Genomic DNA, 19,534 nt, shown 5'->3' on the forward strand with positions numbered 1-19,534 from the left:
GAGGGGGACGTCAGTCAGCCAATGGGTATCTTCGAGAAGTTCCTGTCCCTCTGGATCGCGCTGGCAATGGTGGCCGGCATCCTGCTGGGCAATGTGACCCCCGGTCTGTTCGCGGCGATCGGCGCGGCAGAGGTGGCGAATGTCAATCTGGTGGTCGCCGTCCTGATCTGGGCGATGGTCTATCCCATGATGGTCGGCGTCGATCCGAAGTCGTTGCGCGATGTCGCCCGACAGCCGCGCGGGCTGCTGATCACACTGGTGGTGAACTGGCTGGTCAAGCCGTTCACCATGGCGTTGCTGGCCGTGCTGTTCTTCCAGCATGTCTTCGCACCCTGGATCCAGCCCGAGGACGCCATGCAGTACATCGCCGGGCTGATCCTGCTCGGGGCCGCCCCCTGCACGGCCATGGTGTTCGTCTGGTCGCAACTGACGCGCGGTGACGAGACCTACACGCTGCTGCAGGTATCCGTGAACGACCTGATCATGGTCGTCGCCTTCGCCCCCATCGTGGCGTTCCTGCTGGGTGTCACCGACATCACCGTCCCCTGGTCGACCCTGGTCCTGTCGGTCCTGCTGTTTATCGCGCTGCCGCTGGCCGCCGGACTGGTCACGCGTCGGAAACTGCGGACCCCGGCAAGGATCGAGGCGTTTCAGGCCCGGGTGAAACCCTTCTCCATCGTCGGCCTGATCGTCACCGTGATGATCCTGTTCGGCCTGCAGGGGCAGGTGATCGTCTCCAGGCCGTTCGTCATCGTGCTGATCGCCGTGCCGATCATCCTGCAGAGCTACAGCATCTTCGCGATTGCCTATGCCGCAGCCTTCGCGCTGAAGGTGCCACACCGCATCGCCGCCCCCTGCGCCCTGATCGGGACATCGAACTTCTTCGAGCTTGCCGTCGCGGTCGCCATCAGCCTGTTCGGCCTGAACTCCGGCGCGGCCCTCGCGACCGTCGTCGGGGTACTGGTGGAGGTTCCGGTCATGCTGACCCTGGTGGCCTTCGCGAACCGGACGCGTGCCCGGTTCGCCCCCTGATCCGACGCCCCGGGGACGGCAGCAGTCAACGACCGCGATTGCACCATTGGACTGGTCTAGCTCTTCTCTTCCGCTTCCATCTCCGCATAGACCTGCTTGATCAGCTTGATGGCGTGGTTCGCAGCCGGGACCCCGGCATAGACGGCGACATGCAGCATCGCCTCCCGGATGTCGTCCAGTGTCGCGCCGGTGTTGCGGGTTGCCTTCGCATGCAGGGTCAGTTCACCGTCCCGTCCCAGCGCCGCCAGGATCGACAGGGTGACGATGGAGCGTTCACGCAGGCTGAAATGCGGCCGCGTCCAGAGGCCGCCCCACGCCGTCTCCGTGATGTAGTCCTGGAACTCCGCGTCCAGTTCCGTCGCAGCGGCCCGCGCCCGGTCCACATGGGCATCGCCGAGCACCTTGCGGCGGACGCTCATTCCGGCCTCGAAACGGTCACTGTTCTGCAGGGGATCGTCAGCCAAGGTCATTCTCCCGGAAGAAGGCGTCCATCAGCGCCAGTTGTTCGTCCGGGCGCTCGATGCAGGGCAGATGTCCCGCCCCCGCGATCACCGCGAACTGCGCCCCGTCGATGAGGTTCGCCAGCGCCTGCACCAGCTCCGGCGTCGTCGCCTTGTCCTCATCGCCGACGATGCACAGCGTCGGAACGGTCAGGGCGGATGTGGACCGGGTGAAATCCGTGTCACGGATCGCGGCGGAGGTGCCCGAATAGCCCGCCACGGGCGTCCGTTCGAACATGTTGCGATAGCCCTGATAGGCGGCGTTCCCGGGCACCCGATAGGCGGAGGAGAACCAGCGCTCCATCACCCCATCCGTCATGACGGACAGTCCCTTGGTCTCCACCGTCTCGATCCGCCCGTTCCAGAGCGTGTCGTCCCCGATGATGTGGCCCGTGTCGCACAGCACCAGCCCGCGCACCAGATCGGGTCGGCTGGCCGCCAGTCCCTGCGCGATCATGCCCCCGACCGACAGGCCGCAGATGATCGCCGAACGGACCCCCAGATGATCCAGCAATGCTGTCAGGTCACCTACGTGATCGGCCATCACGTAGGGGGCCGCCGGGGCCTCCGACAGGCCATGGCCGCGCTTGTCGCTGCGGATGCAGCGGAACCGTCCCTTCAGCCCCGCAACCACATCGTCCCAGATGCGGAAGTCCGTCCCCAGCGAGTTGGAGAAGGCAATGACCGGCAGGTCCGCCTCCCCCGTGTCGGCATAGTGCAGCACCACGCCATTCAGTCGCGCGAAGTTCATCCCGGTATCCTCCCTCGGTCCCCCGACCCCGCCGTCAGAACGGCAGGCCGACATAGTTCTCCGCCAGCGACCGGCCTGCGGCCTCCGACCCTGTCAGATAGTCCAGCTCGGCCTCCTGAATGCGCTGACCGAACGCACCATTGTCGGGAAAGCGATGCATCATCGACGTCATCCACCAGGAAAAGCGCACCGCCTTCCAGACCCGCGCCAGCGCCCGCCGCGAATAGTCTTCCAGCGCCGCACCGTCACGGTCATTGAAGAAGGCGTTCAGGCATTCATGCAGATAGTGCACGTCCGACACGGCCAGGTTCAGTCCCTTGGCGCCGGTCGGCGGCACGATATGCGCTGCATCGCCCACAAGGAACAGACGGCCGAAACGCATCGGCTCCGCCACGAAACTGCGCAGCGGCGCGATGGATTTCTCCAGCGACGGTCCCGTGACCAGCGCCTCCGCGGCCCTGGTATCCAGACGGTTGCGCAGTTCGTCGTAGAAACGGTTATCGGACCAGTTCTCCACCTTCTCATCCAGTTCGCACTGGATGTAGAAGCGGCTGCGGCTGCGTGACCGCATGGAGCAGAGCGCAAAACCGTCCGGGTGGTTGGCGTAGATCAGTTCCTCCGAGACCGGCGGCACATCCGCCAGCACACCCAGCCAGCCGAAGGGATACACACGCTCCACGGTCGTGATCGACCTCTCCGGCACACTGGCGCGGCTGATCCCGTGAAACCCGTCGCAGCCCGCGATGACATCGCAGCTGATCTCATGCGTCTGACCGGCATGCGTGTAGGTCACGCGCGGCATATCGCTGTCGAAGTCGTGCATCGCGACATCGTCGGCCTGATAGACCGTTTCACAGCCTGCGGCACTCCGCGCCTGCATCAGATCGCGCGTCACCTCGGTCTGACCATAGACGGTGACGGTCTTGCCGCCGGAAAGACGCTCCAGGTCGATACGATGGCGACGCCCGTCAAAGGCAAGCTCGACACCGGAGTGGACCAGCCCCTCTGCCGCGCAGCGCGCGCCCGCACCAGCGCGGTTCAGGACGTCGACCGTACCCTGCTCCAGCACGCCGGCGCGGATACGGCCCAGCACATAGTCTGCCGTCTGGCGCTCCAGGATGACCGCTTCGATCCCCGACAGATGCAGCAACTGGCCGAGCAGCAGCCCGGAAGGCCCAGCCCCGATGATCACCACCTGCACCCGTCTGCTCACCCGCGTTTCCCCCGTTTTCGTTTTCGGGACCGTAACCTGTTCCCGCGCCCTGATCCATGTCCGGCGCACATGTGCTATCCAGCAGTCATCGGTCTGTCAGGGGGAGTGCCATGCTGCACGCGACGCAACGCATCCGGGTCGAGTGGGGTCATTGCGATCCGGCTCGCATCATCTTCAACCCGAACTACTACATCTGGATGGATCAGGGCACGCATGGCCTGCTGGAGGCGGCGGGTTTCCCCTTCGCGAAACTGACAGCCACACCCGATTTCAGGGGCTGTCCGCTGGTCGCGTCGGGCATGGATTTCCGCAGCCCCGCCTTCTACAGCGATGTGCTGCTGCTGACCACGTTCGTGGAGAGGTTCGGCACGAAGTCCTTCACGGTCCGCCATCACTTCACCCGCGACGGGGATCTGCTGGCGGAGGGACATGAGGTGCGCGTCTGGGCCGTGAATGTCCCGGATGACCCGCGCGGCATGAAGGCAATTCCGGTTCCCGCCGATGTGCGTGCGATGCTGGAGCAGGAAGGCAGCATCGACGTGACGGCCTGACAACCCGGCGATGGGCTTCACCCGGAGTCGGTGGTACGCTGGGACACGGCAACAGTTGGGGAGGATTTCGGCCATGAACCGGCATCCGGTGCGTGAGATCACCCGAGAGGAACAGGAAACGTTCTGGGCGGAAGGCGTCATCTGCCTGCGCGGCATGTTCGATCCCGACTGGATCACGCGCATGGGTCAGGCGGTCGATGCCGCCATTGCCACCCCCGGCCCGATGGCGCTGAACCTGGATCAGGGCAAGGACGGACGCTTCCACGGCGACAGCTTCGTCTGGACCTGGCAGGACGATTTCCGGGCCTTCGTCTTCGACAGTCCGGCCGCCGAGATCGCGCAGCAGGTGCTGGGCGCGCGGGAACGCGTGACGCTGTTCTTCGACACCCTGCTGGTGAAGGAACCGGGTTCCCAGGCCCTCACCCCCTGGCACCATGACCAGCCGTACTGGCCCATCGACGGCGAACAGGTCTGCACGGTCTGGACACCCTTCGATCCCGTGACGCGCGATTCAGGGGCGGTCGAATATCTCATCGGTTCGCACCGCTGGGGACGGCGTTTCCAGCCAAAGAGCTTCACCGGTGACAGCCGCTATGGCGATACCATGGAGCCTGTGCCGGACATCGAGGCGGAGCGGGATCAGCATAGCTTCCGCAGTTTCGAGACGGAGCCGGGTGACTGTCTGGTGCATCACGGCCTGATCCTGCATTCGGCACCGGGCAACAGCCGGGTCGACCGGCGGCGGCGGGCGCTGGCGGCGCGGTTCTGTGGCGACGATTGCACCTACCGGCCGGAGGGCAGTTTCCAGCCCCTGATCCGCGATCCGGGCATCCCCTCCGGCGCGCCGCTGGAGTGTGACCTGTTTCCGCGCGTCTGGCCGCGCGCCGCATGAAGACTTCAGGGAGCTGACCATGGCGATGACCGACCTTCAGACAGAAACACCCCTGCCCGGCCCTCTGAGCGCGGCTGAGGTGCGGCATTATCAGGAACGTGGCTACGTCGTGCCCCAGGGATTCCGCATCGATCCTGACCGGCTTGAGCGGATGCGCGCGGATCTCGACCGGTTGATCGCCGACAATCCGCACCTGTCACCGGATGCCATGTTCTGCCCGCACATCCCTTCGCACGGACCACAGGCCCTGAAGGGGGCCGACACATGGATGGACCATGCCGCCATCCCCGAAGTGCTGGATGCCGTGGCGCAACTGATCGGCCCCGACATCCTGCTGTGGGGCACCACGGTCTTTGGCAAACCGGCGCACTCCGGCAAGGAAACGCCCTGGCACCAGGACGGGCAGTACTGGCCCATCCGTCCCCTCGCCACCTGCTCCGTCTGGATCGCGATTGATCCGGCCACGTCGGAGAACGGGTGCCTGCGGGTGATCCCCGGCTCCCACCGGGACCAGCGCTTGCGTGGTCATGACCGCAACGACAGCGATGGCCTGACCCTGAACCAGCAACTGAAACCGGAAGAGTTCGACGAGGCGGAGGCGGTCGAGATCGAACTGGAGCCGGGGCAGATCTCGCTGCACGACGTCTACATGGTGCATGGCTCCCGCCCCAACCGGTCCCCGCATCGCCGGGCGGGCTATGTGCTGCGCTTCATGCCCACCAGTTCCGTCTTCGACCGGCAGATCGGGGCCGAGATCGTGAAGCTGACAGGCGGTCAGGTCGATTTCGTCACCCGCCCCCTCTACCTGATGCGCGGGCAGGACATCAGCGGCCGGAACGACTTCTCGGTGGGCAAGCAATAGTGCTGCTGAAACCGGTCGAACTGCGCCAGCGTGCCACCGGCAAACGCCTGATCGGCCTGGATCCGGGAACCAAGACGATCGGCGTGGCGATCTGCGATTCCGCCCACATGGTGGCGACGCCACTGCAGGTGATCCGGCGCGGCAAGCAGGCAGCGGATTTCGCAGCCATCGAGAAGATCATCGACGAGACGGGAGCGGGCGGAATCGTGGTCGGCATGCCCCTGAACATGGATGGCACATCCGGTCCCAGGGCGCAGTCGGTCCGCGCCTTCCAGCGCAGTCTGGAGCGCGCGTTCGACCTGCCCATGGCCTTCATCGACGAACGGCTGTCCACAAGTGCCGTCGAGCGCAGCCTGATCAGCCAGGACGTTTCCCGCCGCCGCCGCGCCGAAGTCATCGACGCCCATGCCGCTGCCTATATCCTGCAGGGCGCGCTGGACCTGCGGGTCTGACGCCAGCGGATCAGCTGCTGCCGCCAGCCCGTGCCGAGGCGGCGATTGCCCTGACGGTGTCTTCATGCAGGGCGAAATAGTGCATCTTCGGCGCGAGATAGATCATCATGCGCAGCAGGCCATTCTGCTGGGTGCCGATAACGAGTCCCTTGGTCTCCAGCTGGGTCTTGGTCACCATGTCGAACTCGAAGGCAAAACCGGGACTGCTGAGAAACACCTGCGGACGCAGGTTCGTTGCTGTCACGATGGGGGCCTCGTAGACCTTCGCCAGGGTGGTCTCCACCAGTTCCATGACATCCGGTTCGGTCATGCCGACACGCCAGGTGGGCAGATCCTCGTTCACCTTCTTGTTCAGCGACTTCATGAACGGCTCGCCGTTCTCCACCCTGGAGAAGAAGAGCAACTGATTGATGCTGGGACCATCGACGGTCCACATGGCATCGATACCCTCGTTGCCGACGAACTGCTTCGAGACTGCGGCCCAGTCGCCGACAGCGGTCACGGTGACGCCTTCTCCCACCGGTACTGACTGCCCGGCACTGACGGCCGTGTAGGTCTCGCAGGCGGCAAGGCTGAGCAGCAGCAGCACCGAAGCCAGCAGGTTGCGCACTCTCATGGTCTCAGGCTCCCACGTAGGATTGGATCATCAATCGGTCCTCGGCACCCGGGACCAGTTCAAGATAGCGCCGGAACGCTTCGGCGGCCTTGTCCTGCCTGCCGGCACGGCGGTGCAGGATGCCGATGCCGCGCCAGGCGGGACCGTGCAGTTCGTCGAGTTCCAGCGCCCGGCCATAGGCATTCATCGCCCGACCGGAATCGATGCCGTCATTGCGGGAGCGGTAGACCTCGCCCTCGTAGTAGAAGGGATCGGCATCGCCCGGATTGGCCACCTTCATCCGCTCGATGATGACCAGGGTGCGGCTGTACTGCTGCAGCCGCAGCTCGTCCTGCATCATCATGTCCCGGAAGGCCCGGGCCTGGGCCAGATAGCGGTCTTCCCCGACAATGCGCTTTCCGCCAGGAAAGGCCGCCGCCTGCAGCGCCAGCGCCTGGGCACGGTCGGCCGGAGCCGGATGGCTGGCGAAGAACACGTCCCTCTGCCGCTCCTGGTCCCGCTTTTCCTCCGCCGTAAGTCCGGCGTCGCGTTCCTCGATCAGGCCACGCCAGATTTCCGATGCCTGGACCGGGTCGTAGCCCGCATTCACCATCAGCTCCAGACCGATACCGTCCGCCTCCCGCTCCTGCTCTCGCGAGAAGGCAAAGATGTTGGCCAGTGCCACCAGACCCGGCAGGTTGGCGAGCGCACCGCCGCCCGCCGCGGCAATGGCGATGCCCAGAAAGGCAGCCACCGTGGAACTGTCCCGGATCTGTTCGAAACGCTGCAGCGAATGGCGCTTCAGATAGTGGCCGATCTCGTGCCCGATGACGGCCGCAAGCTGCGCCTCGTTCTGACAGCGCAGCATCAGCCCTGACCAGACCTGCATCATGCCATTCGGCGCCATGTTGGCGTTGAAGAAGGGTGTGCGCACCAGATAGACGCGCATGTCGGCGCAATGCCTGCCCGCCAGACGGCAGGCAATGTCGCTGACGTAGCGGTTCAGTTCCTCATCCGTCATGCGCAGGGGCGAGAATTTCAGGTCGGCCTCTGCCCTGTTGAAGATGTCCCAGAGTCCCCCCTCGACGCTGTCCAGCGTCGGCGCATGGCCCGCCTGGATCCGGGATCCGCCGCCCTGGCTGACGCATCCGGTCAGTGCCGTGGCGGCACATCCGCACAACAGGTGCCTGCGCGTGAAGTCCATGGCAGGATCAGCCGTTCGGAAGGGTGCTGAACAGGCTGCGCACCGATTCCTCGGCAGCCTGCTCTGTGCGGAGATCACCTGAACCCCTGGCGATCGTTCCGAACCAGGCGATCTGCCCGGTATTCAGGTCCACAAGCGAGGCATAGCCGATCTGGGTTCCACCCTGGATGCCGACCCCGAGCAGTGCCAGCGCGATGCCCAGCGCAACACGCCCCCCGGACGAGTAGCTGTCCTCCATAAAGATGAACAGGCCGTAGCGGGCCCCCGTGGCGTCCGCAACCGTGCGCACATCCTTGCCGATGGACCAGTCGAACCGGCCCTGCTTGGTCGGCGGCCGCCGCTGCGGGATACGGGCCTGATAGAAGACCTCGCCTCCGACCACGCTGTGCAGCTTCACAAGCTGGTTCACCAGCTACTGCTGGTCCAGCGGCAAGGTGCTCGCATCGAACTCGACGAGTTGAAGCTGCTTCTCCGACTGGATCAGGTTGATGGCGCGACGCACATGCAGTTCCGCGTCCTTCGTCCATTCGGCCTTCGGCTCCCTGACACCACCGGCGGTGAGCTGGTAGAGCTGCAGCTCAAGCGGCATCAGGGCAATGCGGGTATCGCCAGGCCGCAGATCGGGGCGCACCTGTGCGACCTGGCTCGTCGTCTGGCATGCGGCAAGTGCCAGCGCCAAACACGACACGAGCGCGAATCTGATCATTTTCATGCTAATCCCCTCACACGACCCTACGGTGTTGGATAGCAATGCACGTATTCGTAGGCAATACGGAACTTGATCCCGAATAAGACGTCAGGACCCTTCCGGAAATGAACTCAGCAACGGTACTCGCAGGATCGTCCGAAACGCCGCTCTGGCTGCATCATCCCCAGCGCGCGACGGGGGCCCCGCATTCCGAACGGGATGACCTGCCGCCAGCGGCGGTTGCTGCCATCAATGCCGATGAGACGGAGCCGCGTTTCACCCGATTTGACGGTGCTGACGTCCTGATCCTGCGCGGCGTGAACCTGAACGAGAACCGCCGTCCCGAGGACATGGTCTCGTTGCGGGTCGCGGTGACGGAGGACCGGATCGAGTCCGTGGCGCTGCAGCGCGTCCGGGCGGTCGAGGACACGGCGGAACTGGCCCGGGCGGCGGGCGCCGCCGCACGGCCGGGCATGATCGTCACCCATCTGGTCGCCAATCTGACCAGCCGGGTCAAGGACTCGCTGGTGCACCTCAACCACCAGCTTGCGGACCTTGAGGACATTCTGGAGGCGCCGGGACCAAATCCCTCCGCGCAGGAACTGTCCCAACTGCGCCGGCAGGCGATCTGGCTGCACCGGTTCTCCGTGCCACAGGCTGACGCGCTGGAGGCTGTTCTGGCCGCGGAACCGGCGTGGCTCAAGGCATCGGACCTGATCGACCTGCGGGAACACTGGCACGCGACCCGGCGCAACGTGGCGGCACTGGAGGCCATTCGGGACCACAGCCGCCTGATCCAGGACCGGATCGACCAGGCCACGGCAGAGGCGAGCCAGCGCGCGACCTATATCCTGACCATTATCGCGGGCATCTTCCTGCCGCTGAACCTGGTGGCCGCGCTGCTGGGTGCCAACGTCGGCGGGGTTCCCTGGTCGGGGGATGGCAACGGCTTCACCTACCTGCTCGCCGGGTCAGCCGTGCTGACCGTCGTGCAGCTGCTGATCCTGCGCCGCCTGAAATGGATCTGATCTGCGCGGCGCCGTGACCCTGAGGGCTTACGTCGCCGTACGTTCCGCAGCCACCTTCTCGATCGTGGCCTTCAGGTCCGGATTGTCCGCGAGCAGCTTCTGGAATGCCGCACGCTCCAGCACCAGCAGGTCACAGAAGCCCTCCGCGAAGACATCCGCGTTGCGGGGCGCATCCTTCAGCAGCGCCAGCTCGCCGAAGAACTGCCCGGAACCGAGGATCACAGGCTCCGGCGCAATGTCCACCCGGATGGCCCCCGAGGACACGAAGAACATCGCCGTCCCGGCATCGCCCTTGCGGACAACGGCTTCGCCCGGCAGGACAAGCTGGGGCTTCAGCAGGGCAGTGATCGTCTGGATACGCTCCTGCGACAGGCTTTCGAACAGCGGCACACTGGCGACCAGTTCCGCCGGATCGAGCCCGAGGTCGAGGGGCGGGCGCTCGCCCAGCATGGCGTAGCGTTCTTCCAGATCGCCCTGCAGACTGGCATGGATCTCCGCGCCGATGACCGCTTCCTCATGCAGGCGGTCGTAATCCTGGCGTTCCTGACGCAGCGCGACACGCTCCAGATAGCGGCGCTGCAACTGCCGGGCATAATCAGGATACTGCAGCCGGACCGCCGTCAGGGCTGCCATGGTCTTCTCCAGCCGCGCGTCCAGCATCTCGCAGAGGCGGGCCGAAACATCAGCCCCCACCAGCGCCTCGATGTCCCCGATACCATCCGTGCGAACCTCGGCCAGCACGGCCCGCATGGTCCGCAGCCGTTCCATCCTGTCGGCGAAGCGTCGCGCAAGTGGCTCGGCGAACCCGAACCGGCGCTGTAACCTCAGTGCCAGCAGGAAGGACCTGTTGAACCCGAGCACCCTGTCACAGGCGCGGGCATAGCCTTCGAGCCCGCCATGCTTGGTCGCATCCAGCATCTCGTCATTCATTGCCAGCAGGGATCGCGCAATGGCGGACGACAGGTAGCCCTGTGCATAATGGCGCAGGAAACCCCGCCGTTCCTGACCGAGTGTTGCCATCAGCGCGACCTTCATCCAGTCGTCCGGCGTCAGCACGCCCTCGTTGGCCGCATCCGCCCGCGCCTCGGCGACGCGCTTCGCATAGATCGCCGATACCTCTTCCGCCACTTCGCCGGGGATCTTCTGGTTCTCCGCGACCTGCCCGATCCTGCCCTGAATACCGTCGAGGGCTGTCGCGATCGCGCGGTTGCGAATGGTGACATCCGCGGGCGAGAGCTTGTCGAGGCCGAATGCCTTCATGACCGCACCAACGGTCGTGGCATTGACGAACAGGGTGAACAGGACGAACGCGCAGACCAGCGCCACGACGAATTCGCGGATGTCCTGCGGGATGGACTCGTTCTCCCAGATCGCCAGGGCCAGGGCCAGCGAGACCGCGCCGCGCAGGCCACCCCACCACATCACCGTCCTGAACCCGAGACTGACATTGGCCGCAACGCCGACACTGCTCAGGATCGGCAGCAGGCCATGGGTCAGAAGTCCACGCGCGATGAAGGCCGAGGCCAGCAGGACGGCGAGAGTCAGCCACATGCCGCCGTTGAAGACGGACAGGATCGACGGCACCGCAAGTCCGACCAGCACGAAGATCAGGGAATTGGCCCAGAAGCCGAGGTTCTCCCAGGTTTCCTGCAGCAGGTGCCAGCCATTGGCCGACATTCCTGTCCGCCCCATGGAGCCCATGACCAGTGCCGCAGTGACCACCGCCATGACGCCGGAAACGTGCAGGTAATGCTCCGCCACCAGAAACGAGAGATAGGCCAGCGAGACCGTCAGCGTCACCTCGACCAGGGCCACGCCCCCCATGCGCCCGATCAGCCAGACGAACCCGCGGGCCATGATGAAACCGACGATGATGCCGCCGAAGAACACCTTCATGAAGCCCAGACCGCCGCCGATCAGGTCCGCCTCCACATTGCCGATGATCATGGCGGCCAGGATGTTGAACAGCACGATGGCGGTGGCGTCATTGAACAGGCTCTCGCCCTCCACCAGCACCGCCAGGCGCTTCGGCGCGCCGAGATCCTTGAAGATCGCGACAACCGCCACCGGGTCCGTGGCCGACAGGATCGCCCCGAGCAGCAGGCACACCAGGAAGCTCATGCCCGACACGGCCCAGACCGCGCCGCCGACCATGAAGGCGGAAATCAGCAGGCCGACCACGGCCAGAAACATGATCGGGCGAATGTCCGCCAGCAGCTTCCGGACATCGATGGCAAGGCTGCTTTCGAAGACCAGCGCCGGCAGGAAGATGAAGATGATGATCTCCGACGTGATCTCCAGCGATTCGAAACTGTGGAACAGGTCGCTGATCACACCCAGATGCATGGCATGCGTCAGTTCACTGATCAGGCCCAGCCCGATCCCGACAGCGGCCAGCAGGACCGTGTATGGAAACCGGATGCGCTTCGCCAGCGGCAGCATCAGCACCGCAATCGTCATCAGGCCGAACAGGCCAAGTACAGTTGTCCAGATTCCCTCATGCATCGTGCTTTCCCCCCGTGACGATGCAACCCCGTCTTTTTTGCCACTATATCACCATTTGCGGCGCATGATCGGAATGTTCGCCGTCGCAATTGACAGGGGATGGTGCAGAATGCAGCTTCTCGTTCGATCGACCCCCAGGGCGCGAGGACTTCATGCAGACATATCTGGACTTCGAGAAACCGCTGGCCGAGCTGGAGGGCAAGGTCAGGGAACTGCAGCATCTGGCCCAGACCAACGAGGCTACCGACATTGATGCGGAGGTCGATACGCTGCGCGGCAAGGCGTCGAAACTGCTGGCAGACACCTACAAGACCCTGACTCCCTGGCAGAAGACGCAGGTCGCCCGGCACCCGGAACGGCCGCACACGTCGCACTACATCGACGCCCTGATAACCGACTTCACCCCACTTGCCGGCGACCGTTCCTATGGCGATGACAAGGCCCTGATCGGCGGCATGGGCCGGTTCCGCGGACGGAGTGTCATGATTCTCGGCACAGAGAAGGGACATTCGACCGAAGGCCGCGTGAAGCATAATTTCGGCATGGCCCGCCCCGAAGGCTATCGCAAGGCCCAGCGCCTGATGCGGATGGCGGAGCGGTTCGGGATGCCCATCCTCACCTTTGTCGACACGGCGGGCGCCTACCCCGGTGTCGGCGCCGAGGAACGCGGTCAGGCAGAGGCGATTGCCCGCTCCGTGGAGGTCTGCCTGAACGTCAAGGTTCCGATCATCGCGGTCATCATCGGCGAAGGCGGCTCCGGCGGTGCGGTGGCACTGGCCGTGGGTGACCGGGTGATGATGCTGGAACATTCCATCTATTCGGTGATCTCGCCGGAGGCCTGCTCCTCGATCCTGTTCAAGACGTCCGACAGGGCGATCGATGCGGCGGAAGCACTGAAGCTGACTGCCCAGGACCTGAAGCGTCTGCGGGTGGCCGACCAGGTCATTCCGGAGCCCGTCGGCGGCGCCCATCGCGACGCCGCGGCAACCATGATGCGGGTTGGTGATGCCATTGCCGACGCGCTGTCGATGTTCAGGGACATGGCTGATGACCAGTTGCTGGAACGGCGTCGCGACAAGTTCCTGACGATCGGCAGGATGCCGGTTTGATGCGTACCGCCGCCCTGGCCGACCTGAGCCACCTGAATGGCTGAGCAAGGGCGCCACAGACTGCTGCTTGTGGAGGACAGCCGCTCCCTCGCGCGTACCTATGAACAGTACCTGCGCGACGAGCCGTTCGAGATCGTTGCCGTGGAAACCGGCGGCGAGGCCATGAACGAACTGGATCGCCCGTTCGATGTGGTGCTGCTGGACCTGCGGTTGCCGGACATGGACGGCATGGAGATCCTTGAACGGCTGAACACGCGCGAGACACCACCCCCCGTCATCGTCATCACCGCCCACGGGTCGATCAACATCGCGGTCGAGGCCATGCGGCTGGGTGCATTCGATTTCCTGGTGAAGCCCTTCTCCGCAGAACGACTGACCTTCACGGTCAGGAACGCGACGGAGCGGGCGCTGCTCGCGGCCAGCGCCGAGCCGGACGATGATGCGCCGGACAACAACGGCTTTGCGGACTTCATCGGCTCATCGCCCAAGATGCGTGCCGTCTACAAGACGCTGCGCATGGCCGCACCCAGCAAGGCAACCGTCTTCGTTGTCGGCGAGTCGGGCACCGGCAAGGAGCTTGCCGCCAACGCGGTGCACAGCCTGAGTCCGCGATCGAACGGGGCCTTTGTCGCCATAAACTGCGCGGCCATCCCGAAGGGGCTGATCGAAAGCGAGATCTTCGGCCATGTGCGCGGTGCCTTCACCGGCGCGGTGCAGGATCGCGAGGGCGCAGCCGCCCGCGCCCACGGCGGCACCCTGTTCCTGGACGAGATCTGCGAGATGGACCTGGACCTGCAGAGCAAGCTGCTGCGGTTTGTCCAGACCGGCAGCTTTGAAAGGGTCGGCGACGGTCGGACCCGACATGTGGATGTGCGCTTCGTCTGCGCCACCAACCAGGACCCGATGGAGGCGGTTCAGGCCGGCCGGTTCAGGGAAGACCTGTTCTACCGTCTGCACGTCATCCCGATCACGCTGCCGCCGCTGAGGGAGCGCGAGAACGACATCCTGCTGATCGCGGAGACTTTCCTGAAGCACTTCGCGCGCGAGGAACGGAAGAAGTTCAAGCGGTTCGCACCCGAGACCGAACAGGCAATGCTGAACCATCGCTGGCCAGGCAATATCCGGGAACTGCAGAACATCGTCCGGTCGATCACGGTGCTGTTCGACGGCACCGAGGTGACGCCTGACATGCTGCCGCCGGTCTTCGTGACACCGCAGGGCGGCGCAGCCGTTGGTGCTGCTCCCCCGGCCATTGTGCATCCCGACCTCGTCGAGAGCGTGGCAGGTGATGTGGCGCCATCCGGCGTCGCGAGCTGGCAGCGGGAACACGACATCCTGCCCCTCGACGAGGTGGAGCGGGAGGCCATCGAGGCGGCAATCCGCATCTGCGGCGGCAACATAGGGCGCGCCGCAGGTTTCCTGGGCGTCAGCCCCTCGACCATCTATCGCAAGAAGCAGGTCTGGGACGCGCGCGACGGGTGAGTGTCACCCGACACCCACTGTCGTCGCGCGCCGGAAACGATCAGATCGGCTAACGATCAGATCGGCTTCTGACCGATCTTCTTCCGTCCCTGGTTCACGGTCCTCAGGAACTCGATACCGTCGGCCGCGATGGCTTCGCCGATGTGAAGCCCCTCTTCACGCTCCAGCTCTTCGATATCCAGCCAGTTGGCATAGAGCTGACGCGTCCGGTCGGTGATGATGCCTGCGTTGAGCAGGGTCTTCACCAGAACACGCATGATGTTGGTCGGGTCCTTCAGATCGTTGCGCCGCTTGGAATCGCGGTCCGCATAGACCTCACGCACCGAGTCGCGGACCCATTCCCATTCCAGACCGAACTGCGGGTAGATCGCCCGCTTCTGGCGGATGTTGGTCAGGTTGAACAGCAGGGTCTCGAAACAGCGTGCTGCCCAGTCCTCGACAATCTCATGCTCCCGCGTGTCCAGCTTCGGGATCGTGCGGTCCGCCCAGATCTTGCCAAAGCGGTGATGGAAGGCCTCGTCCGTCATCACCAGCTGCACCAGACGCTTCAGCACCGGGTCATTGGTATAGCGATGCAGGCTGGCAAAGGCCCCCATCGCCAGCCCTTCCACCAGCATCTGCATGCCGACGAGCTTCTTGTAGACCTCCGGCGCGGCAACCAGTTCGTTCATCAGCCGTCCCAGTTCGTCACCCACCGGATAGGCCGTGCCCCAGCGGTTGCCGATGTAGCGGGCGAAGCCGGTAACGTGACGGGCCTCCTCCCGCGCCTGATTGGCGGCATACTCCTGCGCACCCGCGTCCACCATGATGTGGCAGAGGCTTGCAGAGAGGCTCAGTGCCCCCTGCTCCCCATGCAGGATGCCGGACAGGCCCCAGCGGGTGGATTCGTTGGCCAGTCGGATGCGCTGCCCCTCGTCCAGCCGGTCACGCACGGCGCCGGAAAGTTCCGGTACCTGCTCCGGCGGCATCAGATATTCGTTCTCCAGATCGAACGGCTTCGACAGATCGACGTAGGCCGGGTTCAGCGGGTCCCAGAAATGGTCATGCGTGGCGGAAATGATCTCGTCGAACGCGTCAGTCCGACGGTTGTAGCGATCAACCTCCATCATCGCGGGAAAGGCGTCCCGATCGACGGTCTCGTAGACGGAATCACGCGTGATGTGTTGGTTCATGTCTCTCCCCTGACGTCAGTTTCGTGCCTGTCCGGCGTTTCCGCGGAAGGATATTCTGCAGTTTACGTTAACGTCAATTGTCATTATGTCGATCAGGCGCGAAACGGTCGACGACGGCGCACGTTCTCCCCGATCCGGCGGATCGCCTGCAATGGATTGGGCTGGTTCCCGGCCGCGCCCAGCAGCTTTCCCTTGGCTTTCTCGATCTGCATGACATTGGCGATCCGGCGATCCAGGAAGGCCCAGGTATCGGCATGGTCGTCGGACCTGTCGTTCAGCCAGAACAGCAGCGTGCTCATGTAGACGCCCGCCAGAAGGGTGCGTTTCGTATAGAAGTTGAAATCGGTCGAGGTGTCGCCGATCGCCCGCCAGATCAGGTCCACCGTACGCCACAGCGCGCGGCTGGCCCGGGGGCCGCGATGCGGCAGTCCCAGATGGTTGAAGCCGCGGCGCACGGCCTCCTTGTGCGGTCCGGCGGCCTCCAGACGCATCCGGACAGCCTGGGTAATCTTCTCCCGGATCTTCATGCTCTCCAGATCCAGCGCCAGGATGTCTTCCACCATGCGGCGGTCGGCCATCAGCAGATGATGGTCCAGCAGGTCCTCCACACCGCCCGGAAAGGCGCGATAGATGTCCAGATCGATCGCACCGGCGTCCCGTGCGGCGGCGCGCAGGGTCTGATCTGTCCAGCCATCGAAGGCCGCGTGCATCAGTGCTGCGTCGGCCATCCGGTCCCGCAGCGCGTTCAGGTCCGCCGTAACCGTTGCTTCATCGGATTCGGTCGTCATGCGTCCTCTCCTTCTGCCGTAGGTGATGTGTCTTCCGCACTGGCGACCAGATGTTTCATCTCGGTCTCGAAGATCAGGTGCTTCAGGTCCGGCATGCGCTGCGGATAGAGCACACCGTCCAGATGATCACATTCATGCTGTACCACGCGCGCATGAAACCCCTCAACGGTGCGGTCGATCATCTGGCCGTCGATCCCCTGCCCGCGATAGCGCACCGCGGCAGGCCGGGGCACCAGGCCACGCAGCCCAGGCACGGACAGGCAGCCTTCCCAGCCCCACTCGACCGTTTCCGTTACGGGCTCGACAACCGGATTGCACAGGATGGTCAGCGGCACGGTCTCGTGCCCCCGTCCTGGCGGTACCTGGAACATCACCAGCCGGATGGATTCATGCACCTGCGGCGCGGCCAGCCCGGCACCCCCGATGTCATCCAGCGTTTCCATCATGTCGCCAACCAGATGCAGCAGTTCCGGGGCCGTGGGATCCGCGACAGGCCGCGCAACGCGCAACAGGACCGGGTGCCCCATCCGGGCGATCTTCCGAATGGCCATCAGTCGCTGCCCCGTGTCGCGGTGGCGAAGTAGTTCACGTCCAGATCCCGGCTGTCGAGGGACCAGCCTGTCAGCGGGCTGAACACCAGCCCGGTCAGATCCTCCAGTTGCAGCCCGCCATTGCGGAAGTGCGCGGCCAGTTCAGAGGGTTTGACGAACTTGGCGTGTGAATGGGTGCCGACCGGCAACCAGCGCATCACGCGCTCCGCCCCGAAGACAGCCAGCGCCCAGGCCTTCGGGGTCCGGTTCAGGGTGGAGAAGATGACCAGCCCGCCCGGGCGCACCAGTTTCGCGACCGAGGCCACGAACAGGCCGACATCGGCAACATGCTCCACGATCTCCAGCGCCAGCACGACGTCGAACTGCGCGCCCTGTTCGACCAGCGCCTCCGCCGTGTCATGCCGGTAGTCGATCTGCAGGCCCAGCCCCGTCGCATGGGTGCGGGCGGCCTGGATGTTGTCCCCGGCCGCATCGACACCGGTCACGTCCCCGCCCAGCCGCGCCATGGGTTCCGCCACCAGCCCGCCGCCACAGCCGATATCCAGGATCGAAAGCCCCTTCAGCGGCGCTGGCCCCTGTCCGTTGCAGTCAAAGTGGCGCACGATCTGCGCCTTCAGATACCGCATCCGGGCCGGGGTGAGCTGATGCAGCGGTTTCATCGGCCCGTCCGCGTCCCACCAGGTCTCCGCCATGGCGCTGAAACGGCTGATTTCTTCCGGATCGACGGTGGTGGCGGTCATGAAAACTCCTGATCGTCTGGCCTGTCCGGTCGATTTGCCGCGAAATGCAGCGCGTTGCGGACTTGCGACCCGTGCCTTCGCTAATTAAGACGTGCGGCCTTGAGCTCGCAAGGGGCCGCGACACATTGGTCGCGATCCAAGGACATGCAGGAGGCGGCACGGCAGACACCGGGCCGGGACAACAGATGGCGCGCATCGTCATGAAATTCGGCGGAACGTCCGTCGGCGATGTCGACCGCATTCGCAACGCGGCACGACGCGTGAAGGCGGAGGTCGAGGCTGGGAACGAGGTCGCGGTCGTCGTCTCCGCCATGTCGGGGGAGACGAACCGGCTGGTCGGACTGACACGCGAAGTCTCCGCCATGCACGATGCCCGCGAATACGACACCGTTGTCGCGGCGGGGGAGCAGGTGACCATCGGCCTGATGGCCATGGCACTGCAGGATCTGGAAGTGAACGCGCGCTCGTGGCTCGGCTGGCAGATCCCCGTACATACCACCAATGCCCACAGCGCCGCCCGCATCGACCGGATCGAGACCGACGAACTGATCCGCCGCTTCGGTGAGGGGCAGGTCGCCGTTGTCGCTGGCTTCCAGGGCATCGCCAGTGACGGTCGCATCTCCACGCTCGGGCGCGGTGGCTCCGACACCTCCGCCGTCGCTCTCGCTGCTGCGCTGAAGGCTGATCGCTGCGACATCTACACGGATGTGGACGGCGTCTATACCGCCGATCCGCGGATCGTCTCTGCGGCGCAGAAGCTTGACCGCATCACCTATGAGGAGATGCTGGAACTCGCGTCCCTGGGGGCGAAGGTCCTGCAGACCCGGTCCGTAGAACTGGCGATGAACCACGGCGTGCGCGTACATGTGCGCTCCAGCTTTTCAGATGAGCAAGGGACCCTGGTGGTCGACGAGGAGGAAATCGTGGAACAGCAGATGGTGAACGGCGTTACCTACGCGCCGGATGAGGCGAAGGTGACCCTGCGCCAGGTGGCCGACCGCCCCGGTGTCTCCGCGGCGATCTTCGGTGCGCTGGCCGACGCCAACATCAACGTCGACATGATCGTGCAGAACATCACGGAAGATGGCGCGACCACCGACCTGACCTTCACCGTCAACCGCGACCAGCTGCAGCGCGCCCTGACGATCCTGGAGGGCATCAAGTCCGACGTCGGCTGGCGGGAAGTGGTCTCGGCCTCCGATGTCGTGAAGGTCTCCATCGTCGGCGTCGGCATGCGCAGCCACGTCGGTGTCGCCCAGACCATGTTCCGGGCACTGGCGGAGAAAGGCATCAACATCCAGGTCATCACCACCTCCGAAATCAAGGTGAGCGTGCTGATCTCGGCGGACTACAAGGAACTTGCCGTCCGCGCCCTTCACACCGCCTTCGGTCTCGACGCCGCCTGACAGGCGACAGACC

Annotated in this window: 21 protein-coding genes; 9 read left to right on the forward strand and 12 right to left on the reverse strand. The window is 64.7% G+C overall.

Annotated elements, in window-relative coordinates; genetic code table 11:
• Positions 1-21: 21 nt before the first annotated feature.
• Positions 22-1,032: an ACR3 family arsenite efflux transporter gene (gene arsB / locus QGV54_RS10955; RefSeq protein WP_281016790.1), complete on the forward strand. Its 1,011-nt coding sequence runs from the start codon at positions 22-24 to the stop codon at positions 1,030-1,032.
• A 56-nt stretch (positions 1,033-1,088) separates the two neighbouring features.
• On the opposite strand, the gene pcaC is transcribed toward arsB, so the two are convergent.
• From pcaC to pobA, 3 genes are read right to left on the reverse strand one after another with little or no spacing between them, the layout of a single operon-like run.
• Entirely contained in the window at positions 1,089-1,496 is a 408-nt protein-coding gene (gene pcaC, locus QGV54_RS10960) for a 4-carboxymuconolactone decarboxylase (protein ID WP_281016789.1), read from the reverse strand.
• Positions 1,489-2,283, reverse strand: coding sequence for a 3-oxoadipate enol-lactonase (gene pcaD, locus QGV54_RS10965; protein WP_281016788.1), 795 nt, complete (start codon positions 2,281-2,283; stop codon positions 1,489-1,491). The genes pcaC and pcaD overlap by 8 nt, the downstream gene beginning before the upstream one ends.
• Before the next feature lie 34 nt (positions 2,284-2,317).
• Positions 2,318-3,496, reverse strand: a complete 1,179-nt coding sequence (pobA, locus tag QGV54_RS10970) for a 4-hydroxybenzoate 3-monooxygenase (RefSeq protein ID WP_281016787.1) — start codon at positions 3,494-3,496, stop codon at positions 2,318-2,320.
• A 110-nt stretch (positions 3,497-3,606) separates the two neighbouring features.
• Between pobA and QGV54_RS10975 the strand changes: the two genes are divergently transcribed.
• The 4 genes from QGV54_RS10975 (at position 3,607) to ruvX (ending at position 6,253) form a co-directional block, all read left to right on the forward strand.
• Positions 3,607-4,047, forward strand: coding sequence for a thioesterase family protein (locus QGV54_RS10975; protein WP_281016786.1), 441 nt, complete (start codon positions 3,607-3,609; stop codon positions 4,045-4,047).
• A gap of 73 nt (positions 4,048-4,120) precedes the next feature.
• Positions 4,121-4,939 carry a phytanoyl-CoA dioxygenase family protein gene (locus QGV54_RS10980; RefSeq protein WP_281016785.1) on the forward strand — a complete coding sequence of 273 codons (819 nt, stop codon included), beginning with the start codon at positions 4,121-4,123 and terminating at the stop codon, positions 4,937-4,939.
• A gap of 19 nt (positions 4,940-4,958) precedes the next feature.
• On the forward strand, positions 4,959-5,801 hold the full coding sequence (locus QGV54_RS10985; protein WP_281016784.1) for a phytanoyl-CoA dioxygenase family protein: 843 nt from the start codon (positions 4,959-4,961) through the stop codon (positions 5,799-5,801).
• Complete coding sequence (gene ruvX / locus QGV54_RS10990) at positions 5,801-6,253, forward strand: Holliday junction resolvase RuvX (RefSeq protein WP_281016783.1); 453 nt, start codon at positions 5,801-5,803, stop codon at positions 6,251-6,253. Before QGV54_RS10985 ends, ruvX begins: the two co-directional genes overlap by 1 nt.
• A gap of 10 nt (positions 6,254-6,263) precedes the next feature.
• Here ruvX and QGV54_RS10995 read toward each other — a convergent pair whose 3' ends face one another.
• The 4 genes from QGV54_RS10995 to QGV54_RS11010 are packed head-to-tail and all read right to left on the reverse strand — an operon-like array spanning position 6,264 to position 8,764.
• Positions 6,264-6,869 carry a hypothetical protein gene (locus tag QGV54_RS10995; protein WP_281016782.1) on the reverse strand — a complete coding sequence of 202 codons (606 nt, stop codon included), beginning with the start codon at positions 6,867-6,869 and terminating at the stop codon, positions 6,264-6,266.
• Positions 6,870-6,873: 4 nt separating this feature from the next.
• Positions 6,874-8,052 carry a M48 family metallopeptidase gene (locus tag QGV54_RS11000; RefSeq protein WP_281016781.1) on the reverse strand — a complete coding sequence of 393 codons (1,179 nt, stop codon included), beginning with the start codon at positions 8,050-8,052 and terminating at the stop codon, positions 6,874-6,876.
• A gap of 7 nt (positions 8,053-8,059) precedes the next feature.
• Positions 8,060-8,461, reverse strand: a complete 402-nt coding sequence (locus QGV54_RS11005; RefSeq protein WP_281016780.1) for a hypothetical protein — start codon at positions 8,459-8,461, stop codon at positions 8,060-8,062.
• Positions 8,462-8,464: 3 nt separating this feature from the next.
• Positions 8,465-8,764, reverse strand: coding sequence for a hypothetical protein (locus tag QGV54_RS11010; RefSeq protein WP_281016779.1), 300 nt, complete (start codon positions 8,762-8,764; stop codon positions 8,465-8,467).
• 101 nt (positions 8,765-8,865) lie between these two features.
• Between QGV54_RS11010 and QGV54_RS11015 the strand changes: the two genes are divergently transcribed.
• Positions 8,866-9,768, forward strand: coding sequence for a CorA family divalent cation transporter (locus QGV54_RS11015; protein WP_281016778.1), 903 nt, complete (start codon positions 8,866-8,868; stop codon positions 9,766-9,768).
• A 27-nt stretch (positions 9,769-9,795) separates the two neighbouring features.
• Here the strand turns inward: QGV54_RS11015 and QGV54_RS11020 are convergent, their stop codons facing one another.
• Entirely contained in the window at positions 9,796-12,273 is a 2,478-nt protein-coding gene (locus QGV54_RS11020; protein ID WP_281016777.1) for a cation:proton antiporter, read from the reverse strand.
• Positions 12,274-12,425: 152 nt separating this feature from the next.
• Between QGV54_RS11020 and QGV54_RS11025 the strand changes: the two genes are divergently transcribed.
• Positions 12,426-13,382 (forward strand): acetyl-CoA carboxylase carboxyltransferase subunit alpha, encoded by a 957-nt coding sequence (locus tag QGV54_RS11025; RefSeq protein WP_281016775.1) that lies wholly within the window; start codon positions 12,426-12,428, stop codon positions 13,380-13,382.
• Positions 13,383-13,418: 36 nt separating this feature from the next.
• On the forward strand, positions 13,419-14,864 hold the full coding sequence (locus QGV54_RS11030) for a sigma-54 dependent transcriptional regulator (RefSeq protein ID WP_281016774.1): 1,446 nt from the start codon (positions 13,419-13,421) through the stop codon (positions 14,862-14,864).
• A 56-nt stretch (positions 14,865-14,920) separates the two neighbouring features.
• Here QGV54_RS11030 and QGV54_RS11035 read toward each other — a convergent pair whose 3' ends face one another.
• The 4 genes from QGV54_RS11035 to ubiG all read right to left on the reverse strand — a co-directional run bounded on the left by QGV54_RS11035 (position 14,921) and on the right by ubiG (position 18,115).
• A complete protein-coding gene (locus QGV54_RS11035) occupies positions 14,921-16,036 on the reverse strand; it encodes a ferritin-like domain-containing protein (protein WP_281016773.1) in 1,116 nt (371 codons plus the stop codon).
• A 92-nt stretch (positions 16,037-16,128) separates the two neighbouring features.
• On the reverse strand, positions 16,129-16,824 hold the full coding sequence (locus QGV54_RS11040; protein ID WP_281016772.1) for a COQ9 family protein: 696 nt from the start codon (positions 16,822-16,824) through the stop codon (positions 16,129-16,131).
• A complete protein-coding gene (locus QGV54_RS11045; RefSeq protein WP_281016771.1) occupies positions 16,821-17,375 on the reverse strand; it encodes a peptide deformylase in 555 nt (184 codons plus the stop codon). Before QGV54_RS11045 ends, QGV54_RS11040 begins: the two co-directional genes overlap by 4 nt.
• The gene (gene ubiG, locus QGV54_RS11050) at positions 17,375-18,115 is read right to left on the reverse strand and encodes a bifunctional 2-polyprenyl-6-hydroxyphenol methylase/3-demethylubiquinol 3-O-methyltransferase UbiG (RefSeq protein WP_281016770.1); all 741 of its coding nucleotides are present in this window, start codon (positions 18,113-18,115) and stop codon (positions 17,375-17,377) included. The genes QGV54_RS11045 and ubiG overlap by 1 nt, the downstream gene beginning before the upstream one ends.
• A 185-nt stretch (positions 18,116-18,300) precedes the next feature.
• Here ubiG and QGV54_RS11055 point away from each other — a divergent pair, with 185 nt between their 5' ends.
• A complete protein-coding gene (locus tag QGV54_RS11055) occupies positions 18,301-19,521 on the forward strand; it encodes an aspartate kinase (RefSeq protein ID WP_281016769.1) in 1,221 nt (406 codons plus the stop codon).
• The last annotated feature ends 13 nt before the right edge of the window (positions 19,522-19,534 follow it).

Source organism: Minwuia sp. IMCC3060, assembly GCF_029909435.1.
Classification (GTDB): Bacteria; Pseudomonadota; Alphaproteobacteria; order Minwuiales; family Minwuiaceae; genus Minwuia.

Bases quoted from the DNA above. Each gene is read 5' to 3' on its own strand.
- arsB (WP_281016790.1), top strand. From the start codon at position 22: ATGGGTATCTTCGAGAAGTTCCTGTCCCTCTGGATCGCGCTGGCAATG.
- pcaD (WP_281016788.1), bottom strand. From the start codon at position 2,283: ATGAACTTCGCGCGACTGAATGGCGTGGTGCTGCACTATGCCGACACG.
- QGV54_RS10975 (WP_281016786.1), top strand. From the start codon at position 3,607: ATGCTGCACGCGACGCAACGCATCCGGGTCGAGTGGGGTCATTGCGAT.
- QGV54_RS10980 (WP_281016785.1), top strand. From the start codon at position 4,121: ATGAACCGGCATCCGGTGCGTGAGATCACCCGAGAGGAACAGGAAACG.
- QGV54_RS10985 (WP_281016784.1), top strand. From the start codon at position 4,959: ATGGCGATGACCGACCTTCAGACAGAAACACCCCTGCCCGGCCCTCTG.
- QGV54_RS10995 (WP_281016782.1), bottom strand. From the start codon at position 6,869: ATGAGAGTGCGCAACCTGCTGGCTTCGGTGCTGCTGCTGCTCAGCCTT.
- QGV54_RS11000 (WP_281016781.1), bottom strand. From the start codon at position 8,052: ATGGACTTCACGCGCAGGCACCTGTTGTGCGGATGTGCCGCCACGGCA.
- QGV54_RS11010 (WP_281016779.1), bottom strand. From the start codon at position 8,764: ATGAAAATGATCAGATTCGCGCTCGTGTCGTGTTTGGCGCTGGCACTT.
- QGV54_RS11015 (WP_281016778.1), top strand. From the start codon at position 8,866: ATGAACTCAGCAACGGTACTCGCAGGATCGTCCGAAACGCCGCTCTGG.
- QGV54_RS11020 (WP_281016777.1), bottom strand. From the start codon at position 12,273: ATGCATGAGGGAATCTGGACAACTGTACTTGGCCTGTTCGGCCTGATG.
- QGV54_RS11025 (WP_281016775.1), top strand. From the start codon at position 12,426: ATGCAGACATATCTGGACTTCGAGAAACCGCTGGCCGAGCTGGAGGGC.
- QGV54_RS11030 (WP_281016774.1), top strand. From the start codon at position 13,419: ATGGCTGAGCAAGGGCGCCACAGACTGCTGCTTGTGGAGGACAGCCGC.
- QGV54_RS11035 (WP_281016773.1), bottom strand. From the start codon at position 16,036: ATGAACCAACACATCACGCGTGATTCCGTCTACGAGACCGTCGATCGG.
- QGV54_RS11040 (WP_281016772.1), bottom strand. From the start codon at position 16,824: ATGACGACCGAATCCGATGAAGCAACGGTTACGGCGGACCTGAACGCG.
- QGV54_RS11045 (WP_281016771.1), bottom strand. From the start codon at position 17,375: ATGGCCATTCGGAAGATCGCCCGGATGGGGCACCCGGTCCTGTTGCGC.
- ubiG (WP_281016770.1), bottom strand. From the start codon at position 18,115: ATGACCGCCACCACCGTCGATCCGGAAGAAATCAGCCGTTTCAGCGCC.
- QGV54_RS11055 (WP_281016769.1), top strand. From the start codon at position 18,301: ATGGCGCGCATCGTCATGAAATTCGGCGGAACGTCCGTCGGCGATGTC.